Source organism: Allobosea sp. RCC_152_1 (assembly GCF_041360765.1).
In the GTDB taxonomy this organism is placed as follows: domain Bacteria; phylum Pseudomonadota; class Alphaproteobacteria; order Rhizobiales; family Beijerinckiaceae; genus Allobosea; species Allobosea spartocytisi.
The window spans coordinates 299,050-319,531 of sequence record NZ_JBFUPU010000001.1; the positions used below are offsets into that span (position 1 = coordinate 299,050).

Genomic DNA, 20,482 nt, shown 5'->3' on the forward strand with positions numbered 1-20,482 from the left:
TCAGCGCAATTTCGGGTTCGACAGGATGGCGATGACGTCCGCCGTCGTGATCAGGAGCAGGTAGACGACGCAGAAGATCATCGCGCAGCTCTGGATGAGCGGCAGGTCCCGCGTCGCCACCGCGTCGACCATCAGCTTGGCGATGCCGGGATAGTTGAAGATCGTCTCGACGATGATGACGCCGCCGAGCAGATAGGAGAGCGACAGCGCGACGGCGTTGACGATGGGGCCGAGCGCGTTGGGCAGCGCATGACGCAGCACGACCCGCGGGCGAGAGGCGCCCTTGAGCTGCGCCATCTCGACATAGGGCGTGTTGAGCGCCTCGACGACGGCGGCGCGCGACATGCGGATCATCTGGGCCGAGATCACGAAGCTCAGCGTGAAGACGGGCATCGCATAGATGCGCAGCATCTCGCCGAAGGAGTGGACATCCCGCGCGAAGGACAAGGCCGGCAGCCATTTCAGCCAGACCGCGAAGATCAGCACGCCGGCGGTGGCGATCATGAATTCCGGCACCGAGATCACCATGATCGTCGCCATCGTGACCGAGCGGTCGTAAACCGAGCCGCGCAGCATGGCGGAGGTGATGCCGAGCGCGAGCGCGATCGGCACCGAAAACAGCGCGGTCGCCGCCGCGAGCTGCAGCGAGTTGCCCAGGCGCCCGGCAACGAGCTCCGCGATCGGCCGGTTATTGGCGTAGGAGATGCCGAGATCGCCCGTCAGCATGCCGCCGAGCCAGCGGAAGAAGCGCAGGATCGCTGGATCGTTCAAGTGCATCGCCGCGCGCAAGCCCGCCACGGCCTCGGGCGTCGCGGCCTGGCCGAGTAGCACCTCGGCCACGTCGCCGGGCAGGATCTGCGTGGCGCAGAACACCACGAAGGAGACGATCAGCAGCGTCAGCAGCGCGACGAGCAGCCGTCCGCCCAGCAGGGACAACAGGTGAAGGTTCATCGATGCTCCCGCAGCTGACACCTCCGAGCGGAGTGTGACACGAAATGCGGGCCGGACGCACGCGCCCGGCCCGCGGGGAGAAGCGGGGCTTTAGCCTTCGAGCCAGACGTACTCGGCGAAGGCGTAGCCCATCATGCCGCCGAGCGGGTTCGCGAGCAGGCCCTTGAGCTTGTTCGAGATGGCATCGACATTCGAGATGTAGACCGGGATCGCGGTGCCGGCCTCGTCGGCGACCATCACCTGCATCTCGCCATAGATCTGCTTGCGCTTGGCCTCGTCCAGCGAACCGCGTGCCTCGAGCAGCATCCTGTCGAACTTCTCGGACTTGTACTGGCTCTCGTTCCACGGCGCCGTGGAGGCGTAGAGCAGCGAGAACAGGATGTCCGGCGTCGGCCGCGGATTGATGTTGCCGAAATGGACCGGGGCCTTCAGCCAGTAATTCGACCAGTAGCCGTCCGAGGGAACGCGCTGGATGTCGAACTTCATGCCGATCGCGTTGCCGGCCTGCTGGACGAGCACGGCCATGTCGACCGAGGAGCCGGCGGCATCCGAGGCGACGATCGGGATCGACTGGCCGAGGACGCCGGCCTTCTGGAAGAGGGACTTGGCCCGCTCGGGATCGAACGCCTTCGGCTTCAAGTCCTTGTTGTGATAGACGTTCATCGGCGGAACAGGCTGGTCATTGGCGATCTCGGCGAGGCCGCGAAGCGCCGACTTCTGGATCTGCTCGCGATTGAGCAGATACTTCATGCCTTCGACGAAACCCGCCTTGTCGCCAGGCGCCATGTCCAGCCGCATGTTGAGGTTCGTGTAGTTGCCGGTCGTGGTCTTCGACAGCACGACATTCGGCTGGCTCTCGACCAGGCGCATCGAGCGCGGATTGATCGCCGCGGCGAGGTGGATGTCGCCCGAGAGCAGCGCATTGACGCGCGCGGTGTCGTCGGTGATCGCGAAGAACTCGAAGGAGTCGAGGTTCGCGCCGCCGGACTTGAAGTAGTTCTTGTTCCTGACCGCGATCGAGCGCACGCCGGGCTCGAAGTTCTCGCAGACGAAGGCGCCGGTGCCGTTCGCCTTGGCGAAGTTCGTCGTGCCGTCGGCGATGATCATGAAATGGTGCGTCGACAGGATGGTCGGCAGGTCGCCATTGGGCGCCGCGAGCGTGATCTCGACGGTGAGCGGGTCGACGGCCGTGAAGCCGGTCATCTGCTTGGCCAGCGCGGCCGATTTCGAGCCGACGGCCGGGTCGAGATGGCGCTTCAGCGAATAGATGACGTCGGCGGAGGTCAGCGGCTTGCCGTCATGGAAGGTGACGCCCTTCTTGAGCGTGACGGTCCAGACCTTGGCATCCTTGGTCTCGAATTTCTCGGCGAGCTCCATCTGCAGCTTGCCGTCGCCGTCCAGGAAGGTCAGGCGGTTGTAGAAGGCGCAGCAGCGGACATAGTCCGTCGAGAGCGAGGCCTTGGCCGGGTCGAGCGTATCGGCGGTCGAGGAGGACCAGCCGGCGGCCTTCAGGTTGCCGCCCTTGACGGGCGTCGCCGCGAGCGCGGAGGTGGCGCGCCCCAGTACGAGGCTGCCGGCGGAAGCGGCAAGGCCGCCGGCCATCAGCATCTGCAGGAGATCGCGGCGGCTTGCGCCGCGGCGGATCGCGTTCTCGACGAAGACGTCGTCGGCGCTCGTCCAGTTGGGCGTGATCTTGTCGGTCATCGTCATTCCCCTGTTTCGGTTGGTGCCGGCGTTTTGGTGCCGGCTTTTCTTCGATCCCGGCGTCTTCAGGCGGCCAGGCTGGACTCGACGGCGTCGGCGAGCCCGGCCATCGAGGTGAAATGGAAGTCGGGCTCGGTGAAGTTCTCGGGCTCGATCGTGCCGCCATAGCCGGGCTGGGCGTGGCGGCGCTGGATCCAGCAATTGGTCAGGCCGAGCCGGCGCGAGATGCCGATGTCGTGGTACTGGCTCTGCGCGACGTGCAGGATCTGGTCGCGCGAGCCTTCATCCGTCTCGACGAAGGCGAAAACCTGCTCGAAGAAGGCGGGATCCGGCTTTTCCGTGCCGGTGTCGTCGACGGTGAAGCCGGCGTGGAACGGATTGCCGAGCGCGCGGGCGAAATGCTCGAAGGCCCAGCGCTGGGCGTTCGTCATGGCGATGAGCTTGTAGCGTTTCGCCAGCCGGGCGAGCGCGGCGGCGCTGTCGGGGAAGGGCCGCCAGTCCTTCACGGCATCGCGCAGGCGCCGGCCATGGCTCTCATCGGCGGGCAGGCCGAGCTTCGGCGCGATCACGCCGTAGACGCGGACGAGATCGTCCGGAAAACGCTGCACATCCGGCATGTAGCGGGCGGAGCGGTAGAGGTTCAGCGCCTGTTCCCCGTCGAAGGCGACGCCGGCCTCGCGGGCGATGGCCGCCAGCGTGTCGACGAGGCCGCCCTCGAAATCGATCAACGTGCCCACGACATCGAACGTCATGTAGCGGAAATCGCCAAAGCTCTTCGTCATCGTCTCTCCGCGTCGCTTGCCGCGCAGGCGCCGATGCTTCGGCGCCGCCGCATCGTTTCAGTCCGCCTTGCGGGCTTCCGCGGCGGTCGTGCCCTGTTCCCCGGCCGCATCTGCGTCGGCCTCGACCCAGTCTCCCACAGACGGCTCGCCGGATTCACCGAATGTCGAAAACCGGACGGCACAAAATTCCGAATTCGCCGCTGCTGCGGAATATCGGCTTCCCTTGGGGCAAAAGAGAGGATGGATCCCATCCTCCCCGATGCCCTGGAGGCCGGCGTTCACGCCATCGCGGCGCGCACATCCGGGTCGGCCAGCGTCTCGTCGAGGGTCTTGCGGGTCCGCTCCACGATGGCGTCGATCTCGGCCTCGGTGCAGCACAGCGGCGGCGCATAGCCCAGCACGCCGTTGCCGAAGGCCCGGATGACGAGGCCGTTGTTCCAGGCGCGGTCGAAGACGCGCTGGGCCGGCGCCGAGGCGGCCGGCAGCGGCGTCTTCTTCGCCTTGTCGGTCACCAGCTCGACGGCCGCCAGCATGCCACGGCCGCGGACCTCGCCGACGAGCGGATGGTCGCTCAGGCTCTCCAGCCCCGCCATCAGCCGCGCACCGGCCTTGCGGCCGTTCTCGAGCAGGCCGTTTTCATAGAGCCGCAGCACTTCGAGCCCCACCGCCGCACTGACCGGATGGGCCGAATAGGTATAGCCATGGCCGACCGCCGCGGCGCCGGAGCCGTCGGCGATCACGTCATAGACCTTCTGCGACATCAGCACCGCGCCCATCGGCACATAGCCGGAGGTGAGCCCCTTGGCGGTCGTCATCAGGTCCGGGACGATGCCCTCGTCCTCGCAGGCGAAGAGCGGGCCGGTGCGGCCGAAGCCGGTGATGACCTCGTCGGCGACGAACAGGATGTCGAGCTCGGCGCAGAGGTCGCGCATCGCCTTGACCCAACCCGGCGGCGGCACGAGGACGCCGCCCGAGCCCTGGATCGGCTCGCAATAGAAGGCGGCGACGCGTTCGGCTCCCCCGACTTCGTCGACCTTGGCCTTCAGCGCCGCGAGCGAGGCGGCGATGACGGCGGCCGGATCGGAGCCGACGGGATTGCGATAGGTATAGTGCGACGGAATTTTGTGCTGCCAGTCATAGGGCACCCCGAAGCCGGCATGGAAGGCGGGCAGGGCGGTGAGGCCGGCGCCGACGGTCGAGGAGCCGTGATAGCCCTGCTCGATCGAGATGAACTGGTCCTTCTGCGGCTTGCCGCGCGCCTGCTGGTAGTAGCGGATGAAGCGCACCGTGCTGTCGACCGCGTCCGAGCCGCCGAGCGTGAAGTAGACGCGCTTGAGGTCGCCCGGCGCACGCTCGGCGAGCTCGGCCGCGAGCCTGATCGCCGGTTCGGAGCCCAGGCCGAAATATCCCGTGGCATAGGCGAGCTCGCGCATCTGGTTCGCCGCGGCTTCGACGATGCTCTCCTGCCCGTAGCCGGCATTGACGCACCACAGCCCGGCGAAGCCGTCGATGAGCTGACGGCCTTCGGCGTCGGTGATCGTCGCGCCCTTCGCGGAGCGCAGGACCCGCACGCCCGCCTTCTCATGGCCGCGATAGGACGCGACAGGGTGGATCCAGTGGTCACGATCGAGCTCGATCAGCGAATTGCTCAACATGGCGGTTCTCCAGTTTATCCGAGCGCCTGGCTGGCCAGGGCGAAGGGTTTGGCGGGTCCGGACGGCTGCCGGCCGGTCGCGTTGCGGTCCATGACGATGCCGCCGCCGACGCCCACGAGGCCCCGCGCGGAAAGCCATGGCGAAAGCTCCCGCCATTCGGCCGTATCGACGCGCAGGAAGGCGCCCGGTCGGCTGGCGATCAGGAAGCTCATGAGGCTCTGCGCCTGTTCCAGGGTCTTCGCGACGACCGGGCCGATCACCTCGCCGCGGCCGAACGGGCGCAGCGCGGCATAGCCGACGATCCGGCCGGCTTCGCGCAGGACCACCATTCGCCCGGCCTCGGTCAGGAGCCTGAGCAGAGGGCGGCGCTCCATTCCCAGCGCCTCGAGATCGAGCGCAGCGATAGCGGGGAAATCCTCCGAACCGGCCCAATCCAGCTCGATGGCATCGTTCGCCGCATCGGCCGGCAGCGGCGTGGGGATGCCCTGGTGCTGCCGGATCTCGTGGGCCGCGTTGAACCCCAGCTTCTCATAGAGAGGCAGGCCGTCCGCGGTCGCGGTGAGGCGGCATTCCCGCGCGCCGCAGGCTTGCAGGACGGCATCCATGAGCTTCCGGCCGAGGCCCCGCCCGCGCATGTCGGCTGCCACGATCACCGTGTTGACGGTCGCGTCATCGTCCCCGAACGGCGTCAGCATCGCGGTGCCGACCACGGCATCACCCTGGAGCGCGACGAAACCGTGGCTGAGGGCCAGGAGCATCGCCCAATCCTCGCGCCGATGGGGCCAGCCCGCCTCGCGCGAGAGCAGAACGGCGCCGTCGAGATGGCGTTCGTCGAAGGCGACGAGATCAATCGTTTTCTGGTCCATGATGCTTCGCTTCGTATCCTCTGCATCATGGATAGGCGGTGCGCCGGCGCAGTTGCTCCCGAGGAACGGCCCGGCACGATATCTTCGGCCGTGGGAATGCGCGCCGACCGCATGGAATGCCACGACGGGTGGCGAAGCGCCGGCAATCGGGAAGCGACGTCGGCCGGCAAGATGATGCAGGCGGAACTCTCTGCCATGGTCTCATGGACGGACGGCAGTTTGTGCTTCCTGCCGCAGGCAATGCGGTGCTCGCGCCGTTCCGGCCCCGGCTATGATCCTCGCTGACGGACGCAACCGTTTCGCCACAGGGGATTTCCGCAGATGACCGCCTTCAAGCCCAAATTCGTCACCTTCGACTGCCACGGCACGCTGATCTATTTCGCGATGGATAAGGCCGCGCGCGCGCTCTACGGCGAAAAGCTGGACGAGCCGGCGATGCGGACCTTCATCACGGATTTCTCGGCTTACCGGCTCGACGAGGTCCTGGGCGACTGGAAGCCCTATGAAGAGGTCGTCTACAACGCGCTGGAGCGGACCTGCCGACGCAATGCGGTCGCCTTCCGCCCCGAGGATGCACGCTGGATCTACGAGCAGGTGCCGACCTGGGGCCCGCATCCGGACGTGCCGGCAGGCCTCGCCAAGGTGGCGAAGGAAATCCCGCTCGTCATCCTGTCCAACGCGCAGAATGACCAGATTCCGCATAATGTCGCCCGGCTCGGCGCCCCCTTCCATGCCGTCTACACGGCCGAGCAGGCCCGATCCTACAAGCCGCGCATGAAGGGCTTCGAATACATGTTCGACATGCTGGGTTGCGGCCCGGAGGACGTCTGCCACGTCTCCTCCTCGTTCCGCTACGACCTGATGACCGCGCATGACCTCGGCATCAAGAACAAGGTCTGGGTCAATCGCGGCCACGAGCCGGCGAACCCCTATTACGGCTATGTCGAGATCAAGGACATCGGCGGGCTGCCGGGCGTCTTCGGCCTCTGAAGGCGCGGAACCGATGCAGTTCAAATCCTATTGGCACGACACGGCAGCGCCCTTCACCGGCGCCGCCGAGGGGCCGGTCGAAGGCAGCTATGACGTCGCCGTGATCGGCGGCGGCTTCACCGGGCTCGCCGCTGCGCGCCAGCTCGCGATGGCCGGCGCGAAGGTCGTGGTGCTGGAGGCGCACAGCGTCGGCTATGGCGCCTCGGGCCGCAATGGCGGTCATCTCAACAACGGTCTCGCCCATAGCTTCATCGCCGCTAAATCGGCGCTGGGCACCGAGCGCGCGGTCGCCCTCTATCGCGCCTTCGACGATTCCGTCGACACGATCGAGCGCATCGTTGCGGAGGAGGGCATCGACTGCGCCTTCCGGCGCGCCGGCAAGCTCAAGCTCGCCTCCAAGCCCGAGCATGTCGCCGGGATCGCGCGGAATTTCGAGGTGCTGCATCGCGAGGCCGATCCCGATACCGCGATGTTGAGCCGGGCCGACCTCAAGGGCGAGATCGGTTCCGACGCCTTCCATGGCGCGATGCTCTCCAAGAAGAGCGCGATGATGCATATGGGCCGCTTCGTCGCCGGCCTCGCCACGGCGGCGGTACGGCACGGCGCCGTCATCCATGAACATGCGCCCGTGACGGAGCGACGGCAGGAGGGCGGCCGGCATGTACTGGAGACGCCGCGCGGCAGCGTCTCGGCAAAGGAGGTGCTGGTGGCGACCGGGGCCTATACGGCCGGTCCCTTCTCCTGGTTCCGCCGGCGCATCGTCGCCGTCGGCTCGTTCCTGATCGCGACGCGGCCCTTGAGCGCGGCCGAGGTCGCCATGACCATGCCGGGCAATCGCACCGCGGTGACCTCGCTCAACATCGGCAACTACTTCCGCCTGGCGCCGGACAATCGGCTGATCTTCGGCGGGCGGGCGCGCTTCTCCGCCACGTCGGACCAGACCTCCGACGCCAAGAGCGGCGCCATCCTCAGGGAGAGCCTTGCCCGGATCTTCCCGCAACTCGCCGATGTCGAGATCGACTATTGCTGGGGCGGCCTCGTCGACATGACCAAGGATCGCTATCCGCGCGCCGGCTATGAGGATGGCGTCTGGTATGCAATGGGCTATTCCGGCCACGGGGCGCAGATGTCGACCCATCTCGGCATGATCATGGCCGACGCGATCCTCGGCCGGCCGGATCGCAACCCGCTGAAGGGGCTGTCCTGGCCGGCGGTGCCGGGCCATTTCGGCAAGCCCTGGTTCCTGCCGCTGGTCGGCCTCTACTACAAGATGCTCGACCGCATTCAGTGAGCGCAGAGCCGCACGGGCAGACACCGGCCGGAGATGGATCGCAGGGCATCGGCCCACCGGTCGAGCACATCGACTTTACATCGAAATGCGGCTGGTCCCGGGTCTCCGCCGTGCCGCGTTCGGGACGGCCTGCGTTTCCGTGAGCTTCGGCATGAGACGGATCGCCGCCGTCATTTCGGGATGAGGATCGGCACGCCCCGGACAGGTCCGCGGCGTGCCGTTTTTGCCGTCACTGCAAAGCTCATCCGACCTTTGCGGGCGGCGGTCGGGTTCGACCGCCGCCCTCGTTCTTCACCGGACCGGAGGGGCGTATTGCAGGCCGCCTTCGGTCCAGAGCGCGTTCTTGCCGCGCGCGATCTTGAGCTCCGAGCCCTGGCCGACGCTGCGCTCGAAGGATTCGCCGTAGTTCCCGACGAGCTTGACGATGCGGTAGGCCCAGTCGTTGGTCAGGCCGATGCCTTCGCCGAACTTGCCCTCGGCGCCGAGCAGGCGGCGGATCTCGGGATTGTCCGACTTCAGCATCTCGTCGACATTGGCCTTGGTGACGCCGAGCTCCTCGGCGTTCAGCATGGCATCGAGCGTCCACTTCACCAGGTTGAACCATTGCAGGTCGCTGCTGCGCACGACCGGGCCGAGCGGCTCCTTCGAGATCAGCTCGGGCAGCACGACGGCTTCCGCCGGATTCACCAGCTTCAGCTTCAGCGCGTAAAGGGCGGAGGAATCGTCGGTCAACGCATCGCAGCGGCCGGATTCGAAGGCCTTGATCGCCTCGTCGCCCTTGTCGAAGGTGACGGGCTCGTACTTGATCTTGTTCTTGCGGAAATAGTCGGCGACGTTGAGTTCGGTCGTCGTGCCCTGCTGCAGGCAGATCGAGGCGCCGTCGAGCTTGCGGGCGGTGTCGATGCCGAGCTTCTTCTGCACCAGGAAGGCCTGCCCATCGTAATAGTTCACGCCGGCGAAGGTCAGGCCGAGCGTGGTGTCGCGCGACATCGTCCAGGTCGAGGTGCGCGAGAGCACGTCGACCTCGCCGCTCTGGAGGGCGGTGAAGCGGTCCTTCGAGGAGAGCGGCGTGAACTTGACCTTCTTCGGATCGTTGAAGATCGCGGCCGAGATCGCGCGACACAGATCGACGTCGAGGCCGGCCCATTCGCCCTTCGCATCGGGAATTCCGAAGCCGGCGAGACCGGGGCTGACGCCGCAGATCAGGTCGCCGCGGCTCTTCACCGTGGCGAGCGTCGTGGTCTGGGCCTCGGCCGGCGCGATGGCCACCGACAAGGTGAGCGCCAATAGTGCGGAAGTTATGGTTTTCACGGTAGTTCCCCTTGTTTTGTCAACGTTGCGAAGCTGACCTGGTTGAATTGGGCGTGGAATTGCTGTGGCTTGCCTTGCTGCCCGTCAAAGCCCGCCGATATGGAAGGCCTTGACCTCGAGATATTCTTCAATGCCGAGCTGCGAGCCCTCGCGGCCGAGGCCCGACTGCTTGACGCCGCCGAAGGGGGCGACCTCCATCGAAATCGCGCCGGTGTTGAGGCCGACCATGCCGAACTCCAGCGCCTCGCCGACGCGCCATGAGCGCCGGATGTCCTGCGTGAAGAAATAGGCGGCGAGCCCGAACGGCGTGCCGTTGGCGATAGCGAGCGCCTCCTCCTCGCTGCGGAAGCGGAAGAGCGGCGCGACCGGCCCGAAGGTCTCCTCGCTCGCCAGCAGCATCTCGGTCGTCGCTTCGCCCAGCACGGTCGGCGTGGCGTATTGCTTGCCATTGGGCATGTCGGCGGCGCTGGCGAGGCGCCTGGCGCCCTTCGACAGCGCGTCCTCGACATGGCGCTCGATCTTCTCCAGCGCGGCGGCGTTGATCATCGGGCCGATATCGATGCCCGCCTGGGTGCCGGGGCCGACCTTCATCGCATTGACGCGGGCCGACAGCTTCTCGGCGAAGCGGTCGTAGATGCCGTCCTGAACCAGGATGCGGTTGGCGCAGACGCAGGTCTGGCCGCCATTGCGGAACTTGGAGGCCAGAACGCCGTCGATGGCGATGTCGAGATCGGCGTCGTCGAAGACGATGAAGGGGGCGTTCCCGCCCAGTTCGAGGCTGAGCCGCTTGATGCTGTCGGAGGCCTGCTTCATCAGCAGCGCGCCGACGCGCGTCGAGCCGGTGAAGGAGATCTTGCGGACCGCAAGATTGCCTGTCAGCTCGGCGCCGATCTCGGTCGGCATGCCGGTGACGATGTTGATCACGCCGGCCGGAATGCCGGCCCGCTCGGCCAGCACGCCGAGCGCCAGCGCCGAATAGGGCGTCAGCTCCGAGGGCTTGATCACCACGGTGCAGCCGGCGGCGAGAGCCGGCGCGACCTTGCGGGTGATCATCGCGTTCGGGAAGTTCCAGGGCGTGACGATGCCGCAGACGCCGACCGGCTGCTTCAGCACCAGGATGCGGCGGTCGGCGGTCGGTGCGGGAATCGTCGAGCCGTAGATCCGGCGGGCTTCTTCCGCGAACCATTTCACGAAGGAGGCGCCGTAGCGGATCTCGCCGCGCGATTCGGCCAGCGGCTTGCCCTGCTCGGAGGTGAGGATCAGCGCCAGATCCTCGATATGCTCGAGCATCAGCGCATGCCAGGCTTCCAACAGCGCGGCGCGCTCGGCCGGGGTTTTGGCCCGCCAGCTTTCGAAGGCCGCCGCGGCGGCATCGATGGCGGCGCGAGTCTCAGGTTGGCCGGCATCCGGAACCGTGCCGAGCACGGCTTGCGTAGCGGGGTCGACGACGTCGAGCGTGCGGCCCGAAGCCGCGCCGTTCCACTGGCCGCCGACAAGGCAGGCTTCCCGCACGAGGCCGGGATCGCGAAGGCCTTCGATGGTCATGTCGTGCTCTCCTGTCAGCCCAGCGCCGCGAGGACGGCGCTGGTGATCTCGTTCGTCTTGTGCTCGCCCGGCTTCGTGCCGATGCCGCGAGCGGTGGCGGCTTCGATGGCGCTGATCACGGCTGCGGCCGCAGCCGGCTCGCCGAGATGCTCCAGCATCATCGCGCCCGACCAGATCGCCGCGATCGGGTTGGCGATGCCGAGATGGGCGATGTCCGGCGCGGAGCCGTGCACCGGCTCGAACATCGAGGGCGCATTGCGCTCCGGATTGATGTTGGCCGAGGCCGCATAGCCGAGCCCGCCCTGAATGGCGGCTCCGAGATCGGTCAGGATGTCGCCGAAGAGATTGGAGGCGACGACCACGTCGAGGCTCTCGGGCGCCATCACCATCCGCGCCGCCATGGCGTCGATATGGTAGTTCGCGACCTCGACATCGGGGTATTCGGCCGCGACCAGGGCGGTGATCTCGTCCCAGAACACCATCGAGTATTTCTGCGCGTTCGACTTGGTCACCGAGGCGAGCTTGCCGCGGCGCTTGCGCGCCTGCTCGAAGCCGAAGCGCAGGATGCGCTCGACGCCCTTGCGGGTGAAGATCGCGGTCTCGACCGCGACCTCGTCGGCCGTGCCGTTATGGACCCGCCCGCCCGCGCCGGAATACTCGCCCTCGGTGTTCTCGCGGATGCAGAGAATGTCGAAGGCGCTCGCCCGCAACGGCCCCTCGACGCCCGGCAGCAGCCGGTGCGGCCTGATATTGGCGTATTGCACGAAGGCCTTGCGGATCGGCAGCAGCAGCCCGTGCAGCGACACCGAATCCGGCACGCGTTTCGGCCAGCCGACAGCGCCGAGCAGGATCGCATCGTAGCCGCGCAGCGTCTCGATGCCGTCGGCCGGCATCATCACGCCGGTCTTCTCGTAGAAGTCGCAGGACCAGGGGAAGCTCGTGCCGTCCAGCGAAAAGCCGGCGTCGCGTGCCGCCTTGCCGAGCACCTGCCAGGTCGCCTCGGTCACGGCGGTGCCGATGCCGTCGCCCGGGATCAGGGCGATCTTGTATGATTTCACGGGATGGTCTCCTCAGACGGCAATCAGGACGCTCTTGGATTTCCGGTTCGCGCAATAGGCTTCCCGGCCGAGATCCTTGCCGAGGCCGGACTGCTTGTAGCCGCCGGTCGGCAGGATGTGGTCGCGCGAGCGGCCATAGCGGTTGACCCAGACGGTGCCGGCCTGCAGCCGGCTGCTCAGCCGCAGGCCGCGCGACAGGTCGCGGGTGTAGAGCCCGGCGCAGAGTCCGTAGGTCGGATGGTCGGCGAGCGCCATCGCCTCGTCCTCGTCGCGGAAGGTCTGCACCGTCAGCACCGGGCCGAAGATCTCTTCGGTGATGGCCGGCGAATTCGCCTCGAGCCCTTCGAGCAGGGTCGGCGCGTAGAAATAGCCCTCGCGGTCGAGGCGCGAGCCGCCGGTCCTGCACCGGGCGCCGCGCGCGACGGCGGCATCGACGATGCCGGCCATGCGGCCGATCTGGCGCTCGGAGATGATCGGCGAATAGGCGCTGGCCTCGTCCCAGGTCGGGCCGGGCTTGATCTCGCCCATCTGCTTGAGGATCAGCCCGACGACCTCCTCGGCCACGCTCTCCTCGACGACGAGGCGCGAGCCCGCGACGCAGGCCTGCCCACCATTGGCGAGAATGCCGCGCGCCACGGCGCCGGCGGCGAGCGCGATATCGGTATCGGCGAAGACCACCTGCGGGCTCTTGCCACCGAGCTCCAGCGTCATCGGCTTGATGCCGGTGCGGGCGATGTTCTCCATGATCGCGGCACCCGCGCCGGTCGAGCCGGTGAAGCTGACCTTGGCGATGCCGGGATGGCCGGTGATGGCGGCGCCGGTCGTGCGCCCGTCGCCGAGCACGATGTTGATCAGCCCGGCCGGCAGTCCGGCACGGACCGACAGCTCCGCCAGGTAGAGCGTCGCGAAGGGCGTCATCTCGGAGGGCTTCAGCACCACGGCATTGCCGGCGGCGAGCGCAGGGCCGAGCTTCCAGGCGGCCATCGAGATCGGGAAGTTCCAGGGGGTGATCGCGCCGACCACGCCATAGGGCTCGGTCGCGATCAGGCCGACGCTGTCGGCGGCGGTCGGCACGAGGTCGCCGCCTTCCTTGTCGGCGAATTCGGCGAAGAAGCGGATCTGCTCGACGGTGATCGGGATGTCGAATTTCAAGAGCTCGGCGATCGGGCGGGTCGAGGCCACGGCCTCCATCCGGGCGAGCGTCACCGCTTCGGCCTCGATCAGATCGGCCCAGCGGTGAAGCGCGTTGACGCGCTCGCGCGGGCGCACCGTGCCCCAGCCGCTGGTCTTCAGCGCGCGCTTGGCGGCCTCGACCGCGCGGTCGACCAGATCGGCCTCCGCAACGGGGCAATCGGCGAAAGCCACGCCGTCCGAGGGGCGGTGCAGCGCGATCCCGCCCGTCGCGGGCATACGCTCGCCGCCGATGAAATGGGCGCGCGGCAGGTCGATGGTGGCGGGGTCGAAGCTCAGCGACACGAGGGCGGTCTCCGAAAATGGGGCAGCGGCGAAGCCTAGCGCCTCTGCGCCCGCAGGTGACGCCGGGACGCCGCCCTGGCGCGACGGGAAATCCCGTTTGCGCGGACCGGGACGGCCGATTCTTCGGCGGCTGGAGCAGCGGGCCCAACAGACGGCCCGAAGAGACGGGCCCATGAGATGGATCGCCGCTTCGTGCCGCTCGGGACGTGCGGCGATCCGGCGTCAGCCGACGACGACGTAGATCTTCCGGACGGTCTCGATCGTCTTCCAGACGCCGACATAGCCCGGTTTCATCACGAAGCTGTCGCCGGCCTTGAAGAGGCGCGGCTCCTTGCCTTCCTCGGTTAGCTCCACCACGCCTTCGAGGATGTAGCAATATTCGAAGGTCTCGCCCTTGATCGAGCGGTTCGTGCCGGGCGTGGCCTCCCAGACACCGGTGTTCACCGTGCCGTCCCGCGACGCGTCCTGCGCCCAGGTCGTGTAGTCGGGGTCGCCCGCGAGCAGGCGATCCGGCGGACATTTGGAGCGCTTGGTGGGCTCGCTGGTGGGGGCAAGGTCGAGCTTGACGAGGAGCGACATGGGTCTGCCTTTTGCTGGGTGAGGAAAGGGAAACGGGTCAGTAGCCGCGGCTGCGGTCGACGAGGCCGAGCGGCGGCAGGCCGGAGCGGTGGCGGCGAATGTTCTCGATCACCGCCTTGGCCGCGGGCTCGGGCTCGACCTTGCTGGCGATATGCGGCGTCAGAAGCACCTTGGGGTGGTTCCAGAACCGATGTCCGGCCGGCAGCGGTTCGGGCTCGGTGACGTCGAGCACGGCGCCCGAGAGCCGGCCGCTGTCGAGCGCGTCAAGCAGGGCCTCATGGTCGAGATGCTGGCCGCGTCCGACATGGACGAGCCCGGCGCCGGCCGGGAGCTTCGCGAACAGCTTGGCATCGAGGATGCCGGTTGTCTGCGGCGTCAGCGGCAGCAGGCAGATCAGAATGTCGGTCTCGGCCAGCATGGCGGAGAGACCGTCCTCGCCATGGAAGCACCGCAGGCCGTCGATCGATCGCGGCGAGCGGCTCCAGCCCGAGATCGGGAAGCCGAAGGGCTTGAGGCGTTCGATCACGGCCGTGCCCATCATGCCGAGGCCGAGCACACCGACGCGGCGCGCGGTTGCCGGGGTGAGTTCATGCGGCTGCCAGAGCGCCTGCTTTTGCTGGGCGAGATAGAGCGGCCATTGCCGATGCAGGGCGAGCACACCGAGCGTGACGTATTCCTGCATCATCTTGGTGATGCCTTCCTCGACCATTCGCACCACCAGGACATGGGGCGCCAGCCCTTCCGTCTTCATCTGGTCGATGCCGGCCCCAATGGAGAAGAGAACCTCCAGATTGGTGAAGCGGGCGAGATCGTCGGGCGCGGTCCAGGTGATGAGATAGCGGATTTCGGCCGGATCATAGGCTTCGTTGCTGCGGATGAAGCGGATCTCCGGCAGCGCCTCGGCGAAGCGCGCGGCGAACACCTGCGCACGCTCCTCGGTTGAGTTGAACAGGAAGGTCAAGGCAGTCTCCGGGGAAAGAGATGTCAGCGGCCGGGCCGTGTGAATGCGGTGCAAAGCCGTTCGAGCAGCCGCGCGCAATCGGCGAGCTCGCCGCGCGTGATGTATTCGTCGGGCCTGTGGGCGCGGGCGATGTCGCCGGGGCCGCAGATGATCGCGTCGATGCCTGCCGCCTGATAGAGCCCGGCTTCCGTGCCGTAGCTGACGGCCGGGAGAGGCTCGGTGCCGGTCACCTCCGCCAGCATCCTGGCGATCGGCGCCTGCGCCGCGAGCGACAGCGCCGGATAGCTGGCGATCTCTTGCCAGTCGGTGGCGAATCCACGCGCCTCGAGGCCGGCGAGAGCCGCCCGCACCGATTCGAGCAATGCCGCCGGCGAGACGCCAGCGATGGCGCGCGCCTCGATCTCGATCCGGCAGCGATCCGGGATGATGTTGAGCGCTTCGCCGCCGCGAACCGTGCCGATTTGCAGGGTGGAGTAGGGCGGCTCGAACACCGCATCGAGAGGCCCCGCCTGCAGATCGGAGGCGGTCTTTTCGGCCGCCGCGATCACGGCGCCCATCGCATGGATGGCGTTGAGGCCGAGATCGGGGCGTGAGGAATGGCCGGAGCGGCCGTGAATCTCGACGCGTGCCGCTGCCTTGCCTTTATGGGCGAGGATCGCCTTCATCCCGCTTGGCTCGCCGATGACCGCGGCCTCCGGCAGCGCGCAGAGCGAGGGCAGCCGCGCGATGAGATGCGGCACGCCGCGGCAGCCCGCCTCCTCGTCATAGGAAAAGGCGATATGGACCGGCCGTGCCAGCTTCATGCTGGCGAGCGCAGGCACGATCGCGAGCGCGGCGGCGAGGAAGCCCTTCATGTCGCTGGTGCCGCGGCCGAACAGCTTGTCGCCCTCGGCCCGCAGCAGGAACGGGTCGGAACTCCATTGCGGTTCCTCCGCCGGCACGACGTCCATATGGCCGGAAAGAATAAGTCCCGGCACGTCGCGCGGGCCGATCGTGGCGAAGAGATTGGCCCGGTCGCCCTCCGGGCCCGGCAGGATCTGCGCCGTGACGCCGAAACGGGCGAGATAGTCCGCGATCCAGCCGGCGATGGCCGCGTTGGGGCGCCCGACGATCGAGGGAAAGCGGATCAGCTCCGTCAGGATGTCTTCCGGCGTCACGCGCTGCTCCGGAGTGGTTATGGTTCCGGCAGGGTAGGGCGGTCGGCGCGGCGGTCGCGTCTGTTCTGCGCTGCGGGGCGGTCATCTATGCCGAATCGCGGGCAAAGAACGGTGCTTCCTGTGGCGCGATTGCGTTAGAAACGATCGGTGCTCGACCGTCGTGCCCGAGGGCCCGGTCGTGCAAGTGCCGGAGGCTGCGATTTTGGAGACGATCGCCCAACTGCATCTCGATGCCTTCAAGATCACCCTGCGGGACATCGGGGAGATCGACGTCGCGCAGCTTCACGCGCTTTCGGTCGCCGTCGGCTGGCCGCATCGCGATAGCGACTGGCGCGTGCTGCTCGATCTCGGGCAGGGCATCGCGGCGGTCGATGAGATCGGGCGCGTGGTCGGGACGGTGATGTGGCAGCGCTACGGCGCCGGCTTCACCATGGTCGGCATGCTGATCACCTCGCCGCGCCTGCAGGAGCACGGCGCCGGCCGCTGGCTGATGGAACGGGCGCATGAGCTGAACCCGGGTTCGGCCTTCGGCCTCACCGCCACGCATGCGGCCCGGCGGCTCTACCGTTCCATGGGCTACGGCCATGAGCAGAAGATCCTGCAATGCCAGGGGCAAGTCGTCGGCAGCCCGCCTTCGGTCCGGGTGGAAGGAACGGTTCGCGCCATGCGGGCCGAAGACCGTGAACGCCTGCTGAGCCTCGACCGGGCGGCGACGGGGTGCGACCGGTCCGCCGTGTTCCGGCGCATCCTGCCGGTCTCGAAGGGGCAGGTGCTCGTCCGCAACGACGAGGTCGTCGCCTTCGCGCTCTGTCGCCGCTTCGGGCGCGAGCGCGTCATCGGCCCGGTGATCGCCTCGGCCCAGGAGGACGCGATCGCCGTCTGCCAGCCCTTCGTCGAACTCCATGCCGGCAGCTTCCTGAGGGTCGACACGCCTGCCAGCCACACGGCCTTCGTCGATTTTATCGTCGCCAGCGGCATGCAGATCTATGACAGCGTCACCTCGATGGGGTTGGGCCGGGCGCCCTATGCCCCGGTCGATCCGCACGGGCCGCGCCGCATGGCGCTCGCGAGCCAAGCGCTCGGCTGATGCGGTGCGACCGCAAGGCCGTTTGACGCCATGCGCGACGGTGCTATCGAGGGGGCGGAGGTCGATACCTTGAACCGACGCAATGGATCACGGGTCAGAAGCTGGGTCGCGCTGTTCGCGGCCTATCTGCTCGTGCTCCAGGCACTGTTCGCCGGTTTTGCGGCCGGCGCCTATGCCAATGCGCTCTCGCTCGATCGTACCCTTGTCCTGACCCATTGCTTGCCGAGCGGGGACGCTCCGGCCGGTGGCGATCACGACAAGTCGCAAGCCCATGCCGGCATGAGCTGTTGCACGGCCGGCTGCCCGATGCTCGCCGGGGCCGATCCGGTCCAGCCCGCATTCGCGCTCCTCACGCAGCGGCCGGCCGATCAGGTCGCCTTCATCCGCAGGCTCGACCGGCCCGTCGGTTTCCTCGCCGATCATTCGCCCGGCAATCCGCGCGCTCCTCCCGTCCGCGCCTGAGCCGCCGTCCGGCGCTCTCCCGCGTCCGCGACGACTGATGTCAGCCTGCCGCCGGACGTCGTGACGCGCTTTCCGCCCGACCCGACGCCGTGACGGCGCGGATTCGGGCGTCATCCCATCCCACCCTCTGCTTCGCCTCGCGGGCTGCTTCGCGACCGGCGCGCACGCTTTGGCGCGACATGTCGTGGGGCGGGCTGCGGCCCGGTCGAAGGGTTGGCGCGATGCTGCCCCCGAATCTCCGTCGCTTCCGATTTTTCCAATCCGGCAGGCCGCGGGCCTGCCGCAACCCGGCCGCCAGGGCGGCCTCAACCATCAAGGAGACATGTCATGAAATATCTTCTCGCCGTCGCGGGCCTGCTCGCCGCCGGGCCGGCGCTGGCTCATATCACGCTGGAAAACCAGTCCGCCCCGGTCGGCTCGACCTACAAGGCGGTGCTGCGTGTTCCGCATGGCTGCAAGGGTGCGGCGACCACGAAGGTTCGCGTCCAGATCCCGGAAGGCGTCATCGCGGTGAAGCCGATGCCGAAAGCCGGCTGGACGCTGGAAACGGTCAAGGGCAGCTATGCGAAGCCCTATGACTACTACGGCACGCCGACCTCGGAGGGCGTCAAGGAAGTGGTCTGGAGCGGCGGCAAGCTACCTGACGAATTCTATGACGAATTCGTCCTGCGCGGCTATCTCGCCAAGGATCTGAAGGCCGATGCCACGCTCTACGTGCCGGTCGTCCAGGAATGCGAGGGCGGGGCCGTCGAGCGCTGGATCGAGATCCCCGAAGCCGGCAAGTCGGCGGACGACTACAAATTCCCGGCTCCCGGCGTGAAGCTCACCCCCGGCAAATAATGATAGCGGCGGCGGAGCGCCCGGCGCTCCGCCGCAAGGATAAGCCCATGATGACCCGGCTCCTGCGATCCCTGCTGCCGATCCTCCTCCTGCTGGCCTGCGCCGGAGCGCCGGGCCGGGCGCTGGCGCATGCGGCCTTGAACAACGCGACGCCGCCCGACGGCAGCGTGCTGGCGGCGGCTCCGAAGCAGATCGAGCTCGTCTTCAGCGAGCCCGTCTCACCGCTGGCGCTGCGGCTGATCGGCCCGGACGGCACCGCCCGCAACCTCGGGCGCTTCGTGCTGAAGGGCAGGACGGTCGTGATCGAGGCGCCTGCCGCGCTTCCGGGCGGCACCCATGTGCTGAGCTGGCGCGTGGTGTCGGAGGACGGGCATCCGGTCGGAGGATCGGTGGTGTTCTCGATCGGCGCCCCGAGCGGCGCCGCGCCGGATCTCGGCGAGCAGGCCGATTCCGGCGTTCGCACGCTGGTCTGGCTCAGCCGCTTCGGGCTTTATCTCGGCCTGTTCCTGGGGTGTGGTGCGGCTGCGAGCCGGGCCTGGATCGGGCCGCTTGCCGGCGGGGCCGGCCGCTTCGCGACCGCCACGATGGGGCTCGGCCTGTTCTGCCTGCCCGTTGCGCTCGGCGCGCAGGGGCTCGACGCGCTCGGTGCGTCGAGCGCGGCTTTCTTCCAGCCGGCGGTCTGGCGGGCCGCCGCGGCCACCAGCTATGTCTGGACGATCCTCATCGCGGCCATGGCCTTGGCGTGCGCCCTCATCGGCTTGTCGCGGCCCGGCGTCCGCGCCGCCGTCACCGGCCTTCTATCTGTCATGCTGGTCGGGCTTGCTCTCGCAAGCAGCGGCCATGCCAGCGCGGCCCAGCCGCAATGGCTCATGCGCCCCGCCGTCTTCCTGCACGCGAGCGCGATCGCGCTTTGGGTCGGAGCGCTGCTGCCGCTCGCCTTGGCTCTGCGCGGTGAGAACGGCAGGAGCGCGCTGGGCCGGTTTTCCGGCCGCATCGCCTGGATCGTCGCGGCCTTGCTGCTCAGCGGGCTGGTTCTCGCCTGCGTGCAGGTCGAGAGGCCGGCGGCGCTTCTCGCGACGGCCTATGGGCGCGTCCTTCTCGCCAAGCTCGCCCTGGCCGCGGTCGCCTTCGCCTTGGCGGGTTTCAATCGCTGGTCGCTGACGCGGCGCGTGGAGGCCGGCGACATCCCGGCGGCGCGCGCCATGGGGCGTGTCATCGCCGTCGAGCTCGCGGTGCTGGTCGCTGTCCTCGGTATCGTGGCGCTTTGGCGCTTCACGCCGCCGCCGCGCGCCATGGCGATGGTGCAGGCGCAGCCGGCCTCGGTCCATATCCACACCTTGCCGGCGATGGCGGACGTCAGGGTCACGCCCGGCCGGGCGGGCCCGGTCACCGTCACGGTCGTGCTGATGGACGGTGAGTTCGGGCCCCTCCCGGCCAGGGAACTCACCCTCAGCTTCAGCAATCCGGCGGCTGGCATCGAGCCGATCGAACGACCCGCCCGTCTCGGCCCGGACGGCATCTGGCGGACCGAGGCCTTCAGCCTGCCGGTGCCGGGCCGCTGGCACGTCGAACTGGAGATCCTGATCTCCGATTTCGAGATGCGCCGGATCGGGGACGCCATCGTCCTGCGGCCGTGAACTTGCCGTCCCTGCGCCTGTGCAGCGCTGCTGTGGGAAATGCGAAGTTTGTCGGTGCGCGCCTTTGTAAGATTTTGATATCGTTGATTTTAGTTTTCGACATTCCAGGGGGTATGTCGGCATTTGCGGC

Annotated in this window: 19 protein-coding genes; 7 read left to right on the plus strand and 12 right to left on the minus strand. The window is 67.8% G+C overall.

Features of this window, described 5'->3' with window-relative positions; all coding sequences use genetic code 11:
- From AB6806_RS01385 to AB6806_RS01405, 5 genes are all read right to left on the minus strand, one after another.
- Positions 1 to 951: an ABC transporter permease gene (locus AB6806_RS01385; protein ID WP_113252194.1), complete on the minus strand. Its 951-nt coding sequence runs from the start codon at positions 949 to 951 to the stop codon at positions 1 to 3.
- 90 nt (positions 952 to 1,041) lie between these two features.
- Positions 1,042 to 2,655 carry an ABC transporter substrate-binding protein gene (locus AB6806_RS01390; protein WP_370953953.1) on the minus strand — a complete coding sequence of 538 codons (1,614 nt, stop codon included), beginning with the start codon at positions 2,653 to 2,655 and terminating at the stop codon, positions 1,042 to 1,044.
- A gap of 65 nt (positions 2,656 to 2,720) precedes the next feature.
- Entirely contained in the window at positions 2,721 to 3,437 is a 717-nt protein-coding gene (locus AB6806_RS01395; RefSeq protein WP_370953955.1) for an HAD-IA family hydrolase, read from the minus strand.
- Positions 3,438 to 3,715: 278 nt separating this feature from the next.
- Positions 3,716 to 5,092: an aspartate aminotransferase family protein gene (locus tag AB6806_RS01400; protein WP_038361626.1), complete on the minus strand. Its 1,377-nt coding sequence runs from the start codon at positions 5,090 to 5,092 to the stop codon at positions 3,716 to 3,718.
- Between the two features lie 14 nt (positions 5,093 to 5,106).
- The gene (locus AB6806_RS01405) at positions 5,107 to 5,958 is read right to left on the minus strand and encodes a GNAT family N-acetyltransferase (protein WP_370953957.1); all 852 of its coding nucleotides are present in this window, start codon (positions 5,956 to 5,958) and stop codon (positions 5,107 to 5,109) included.
- Here AB6806_RS01405 and AB6806_RS01410 point away from each other — a divergent pair.
- Genes AB6806_RS01410 through AB6806_RS01420 form a run of 3 tightly spaced genes read left to right on the plus strand, consistent with a single transcriptional unit; the run spans position 5,914 to position 8,239 of the window.
- Positions 5,914 to 6,243: a hypothetical protein gene (locus tag AB6806_RS01410; RefSeq protein WP_370953958.1), complete on the plus strand. Its 330-nt coding sequence runs from the start codon at positions 5,914 to 5,916 to the stop codon at positions 6,241 to 6,243. The genes AB6806_RS01405 and AB6806_RS01410 overlap by 45 nt on opposite strands.
- 36 nt (positions 6,244 to 6,279) lie before the next feature.
- The gene (locus tag AB6806_RS01415) at positions 6,280 to 6,948 is read left to right on the plus strand and encodes a haloacid dehalogenase type II (RefSeq protein ID WP_370953959.1); all 669 of its coding nucleotides are present in this window, start codon (positions 6,280 to 6,282) and stop codon (positions 6,946 to 6,948) included.
- Between the two features lie 13 nt (positions 6,949 to 6,961).
- Positions 6,962 to 8,239: an NAD(P)/FAD-dependent oxidoreductase gene (locus AB6806_RS01420; protein ID WP_370953960.1), complete on the plus strand. Its 1,278-nt coding sequence runs from the start codon at positions 6,962 to 6,964 to the stop codon at positions 8,237 to 8,239.
- Positions 8,240 to 8,530: 291 nt separating this feature from the next.
- Here the strand turns inward: AB6806_RS01420 and AB6806_RS01425 are convergent, their stop codons facing one another.
- From AB6806_RS01425 to argE, 7 genes are all read right to left on the minus strand, one after another.
- Positions 8,531 to 9,550 carry an amino acid ABC transporter substrate-binding protein gene (locus tag AB6806_RS01425; protein ID WP_113252199.1) on the minus strand — a complete coding sequence of 340 codons (1,020 nt, stop codon included), beginning with the start codon at positions 9,548 to 9,550 and terminating at the stop codon, positions 8,531 to 8,533.
- A gap of 84 nt (positions 9,551 to 9,634) precedes the next feature.
- On the minus strand, positions 9,635 to 11,089 hold the full coding sequence (locus AB6806_RS01430) for an NAD-dependent succinate-semialdehyde dehydrogenase (protein ID WP_191123303.1): 1,455 nt from the start codon (positions 11,087 to 11,089) through the stop codon (positions 9,635 to 9,637).
- A 20-nt stretch (positions 11,090 to 11,109) separates the two neighbouring features.
- On the minus strand, positions 11,110 to 12,153 hold the full coding sequence (locus AB6806_RS01435; RefSeq protein WP_370953962.1) for a tartrate dehydrogenase: 1,044 nt from the start codon (positions 12,151 to 12,153) through the stop codon (positions 11,110 to 11,112).
- A 12-nt stretch (positions 12,154 to 12,165) separates the two neighbouring features.
- Positions 12,166 to 13,629, minus strand: coding sequence for an aldehyde dehydrogenase family protein (locus tag AB6806_RS01440; RefSeq protein WP_370953964.1), 1,464 nt, complete (start codon positions 13,627 to 13,629; stop codon positions 12,166 to 12,168).
- 222 nt (positions 13,630 to 13,851) lie between these two features.
- Positions 13,852 to 14,208 carry a cupin domain-containing protein gene (locus AB6806_RS01445; RefSeq protein WP_113252203.1) on the minus strand — a complete coding sequence of 119 codons (357 nt, stop codon included), beginning with the start codon at positions 14,206 to 14,208 and terminating at the stop codon, positions 13,852 to 13,854.
- Between the two features lie 37 nt (positions 14,209 to 14,245).
- On the minus strand, positions 14,246 to 15,169 hold the full coding sequence (locus AB6806_RS01450; protein WP_113252204.1) for a 2-hydroxyacid dehydrogenase: 924 nt from the start codon (positions 15,167 to 15,169) through the stop codon (positions 14,246 to 14,248).
- Between the two features lie 23 nt (positions 15,170 to 15,192).
- On the minus strand, positions 15,193 to 16,326 hold the full coding sequence (argE, locus tag AB6806_RS01455; protein ID WP_142020351.1) for an acetylornithine deacetylase: 1,134 nt from the start codon (positions 16,324 to 16,326) through the stop codon (positions 15,193 to 15,195).
- A gap of 160 nt (positions 16,327 to 16,486) precedes the next feature.
- Between argE and AB6806_RS01460 the strand changes: the two genes are divergently transcribed.
- The 4 genes from AB6806_RS01460 to AB6806_RS01475 all read left to right on the plus strand — a co-directional run bounded on the left by AB6806_RS01460 (position 16,487) and on the right by AB6806_RS01475 (position 20,352).
- Positions 16,487 to 17,413 (plus strand): GNAT family N-acetyltransferase, encoded by a 927-nt coding sequence (locus tag AB6806_RS01460; protein WP_370953967.1) that lies wholly within the window; start codon positions 16,487 to 16,489, stop codon positions 17,411 to 17,413.
- Positions 17,414 to 17,482: 69 nt separating this feature from the next.
- The gene (locus AB6806_RS01465) at positions 17,483 to 17,875 is read left to right on the plus strand and encodes a hypothetical protein (protein ID WP_142020353.1); all 393 of its coding nucleotides are present in this window, start codon (positions 17,483 to 17,485) and stop codon (positions 17,873 to 17,875) included.
- Between the two features lie 327 nt (positions 17,876 to 18,202).
- Positions 18,203 to 18,715 (plus strand): YcnI family copper-binding membrane protein, encoded by a 513-nt coding sequence (locus AB6806_RS01470; protein WP_142020354.1) that lies wholly within the window; start codon positions 18,203 to 18,205, stop codon positions 18,713 to 18,715.
- Positions 18,716 to 18,762: 47 nt separating this feature from the next.
- Complete coding sequence (locus tag AB6806_RS01475) at positions 18,763 to 20,352, plus strand: copper resistance CopC/CopD family protein (RefSeq protein WP_370953969.1); 1,590 nt, start codon at positions 18,763 to 18,765, stop codon at positions 20,350 to 20,352.
- Positions 20,353 to 20,482: the final 130 nt, after the last annotated feature.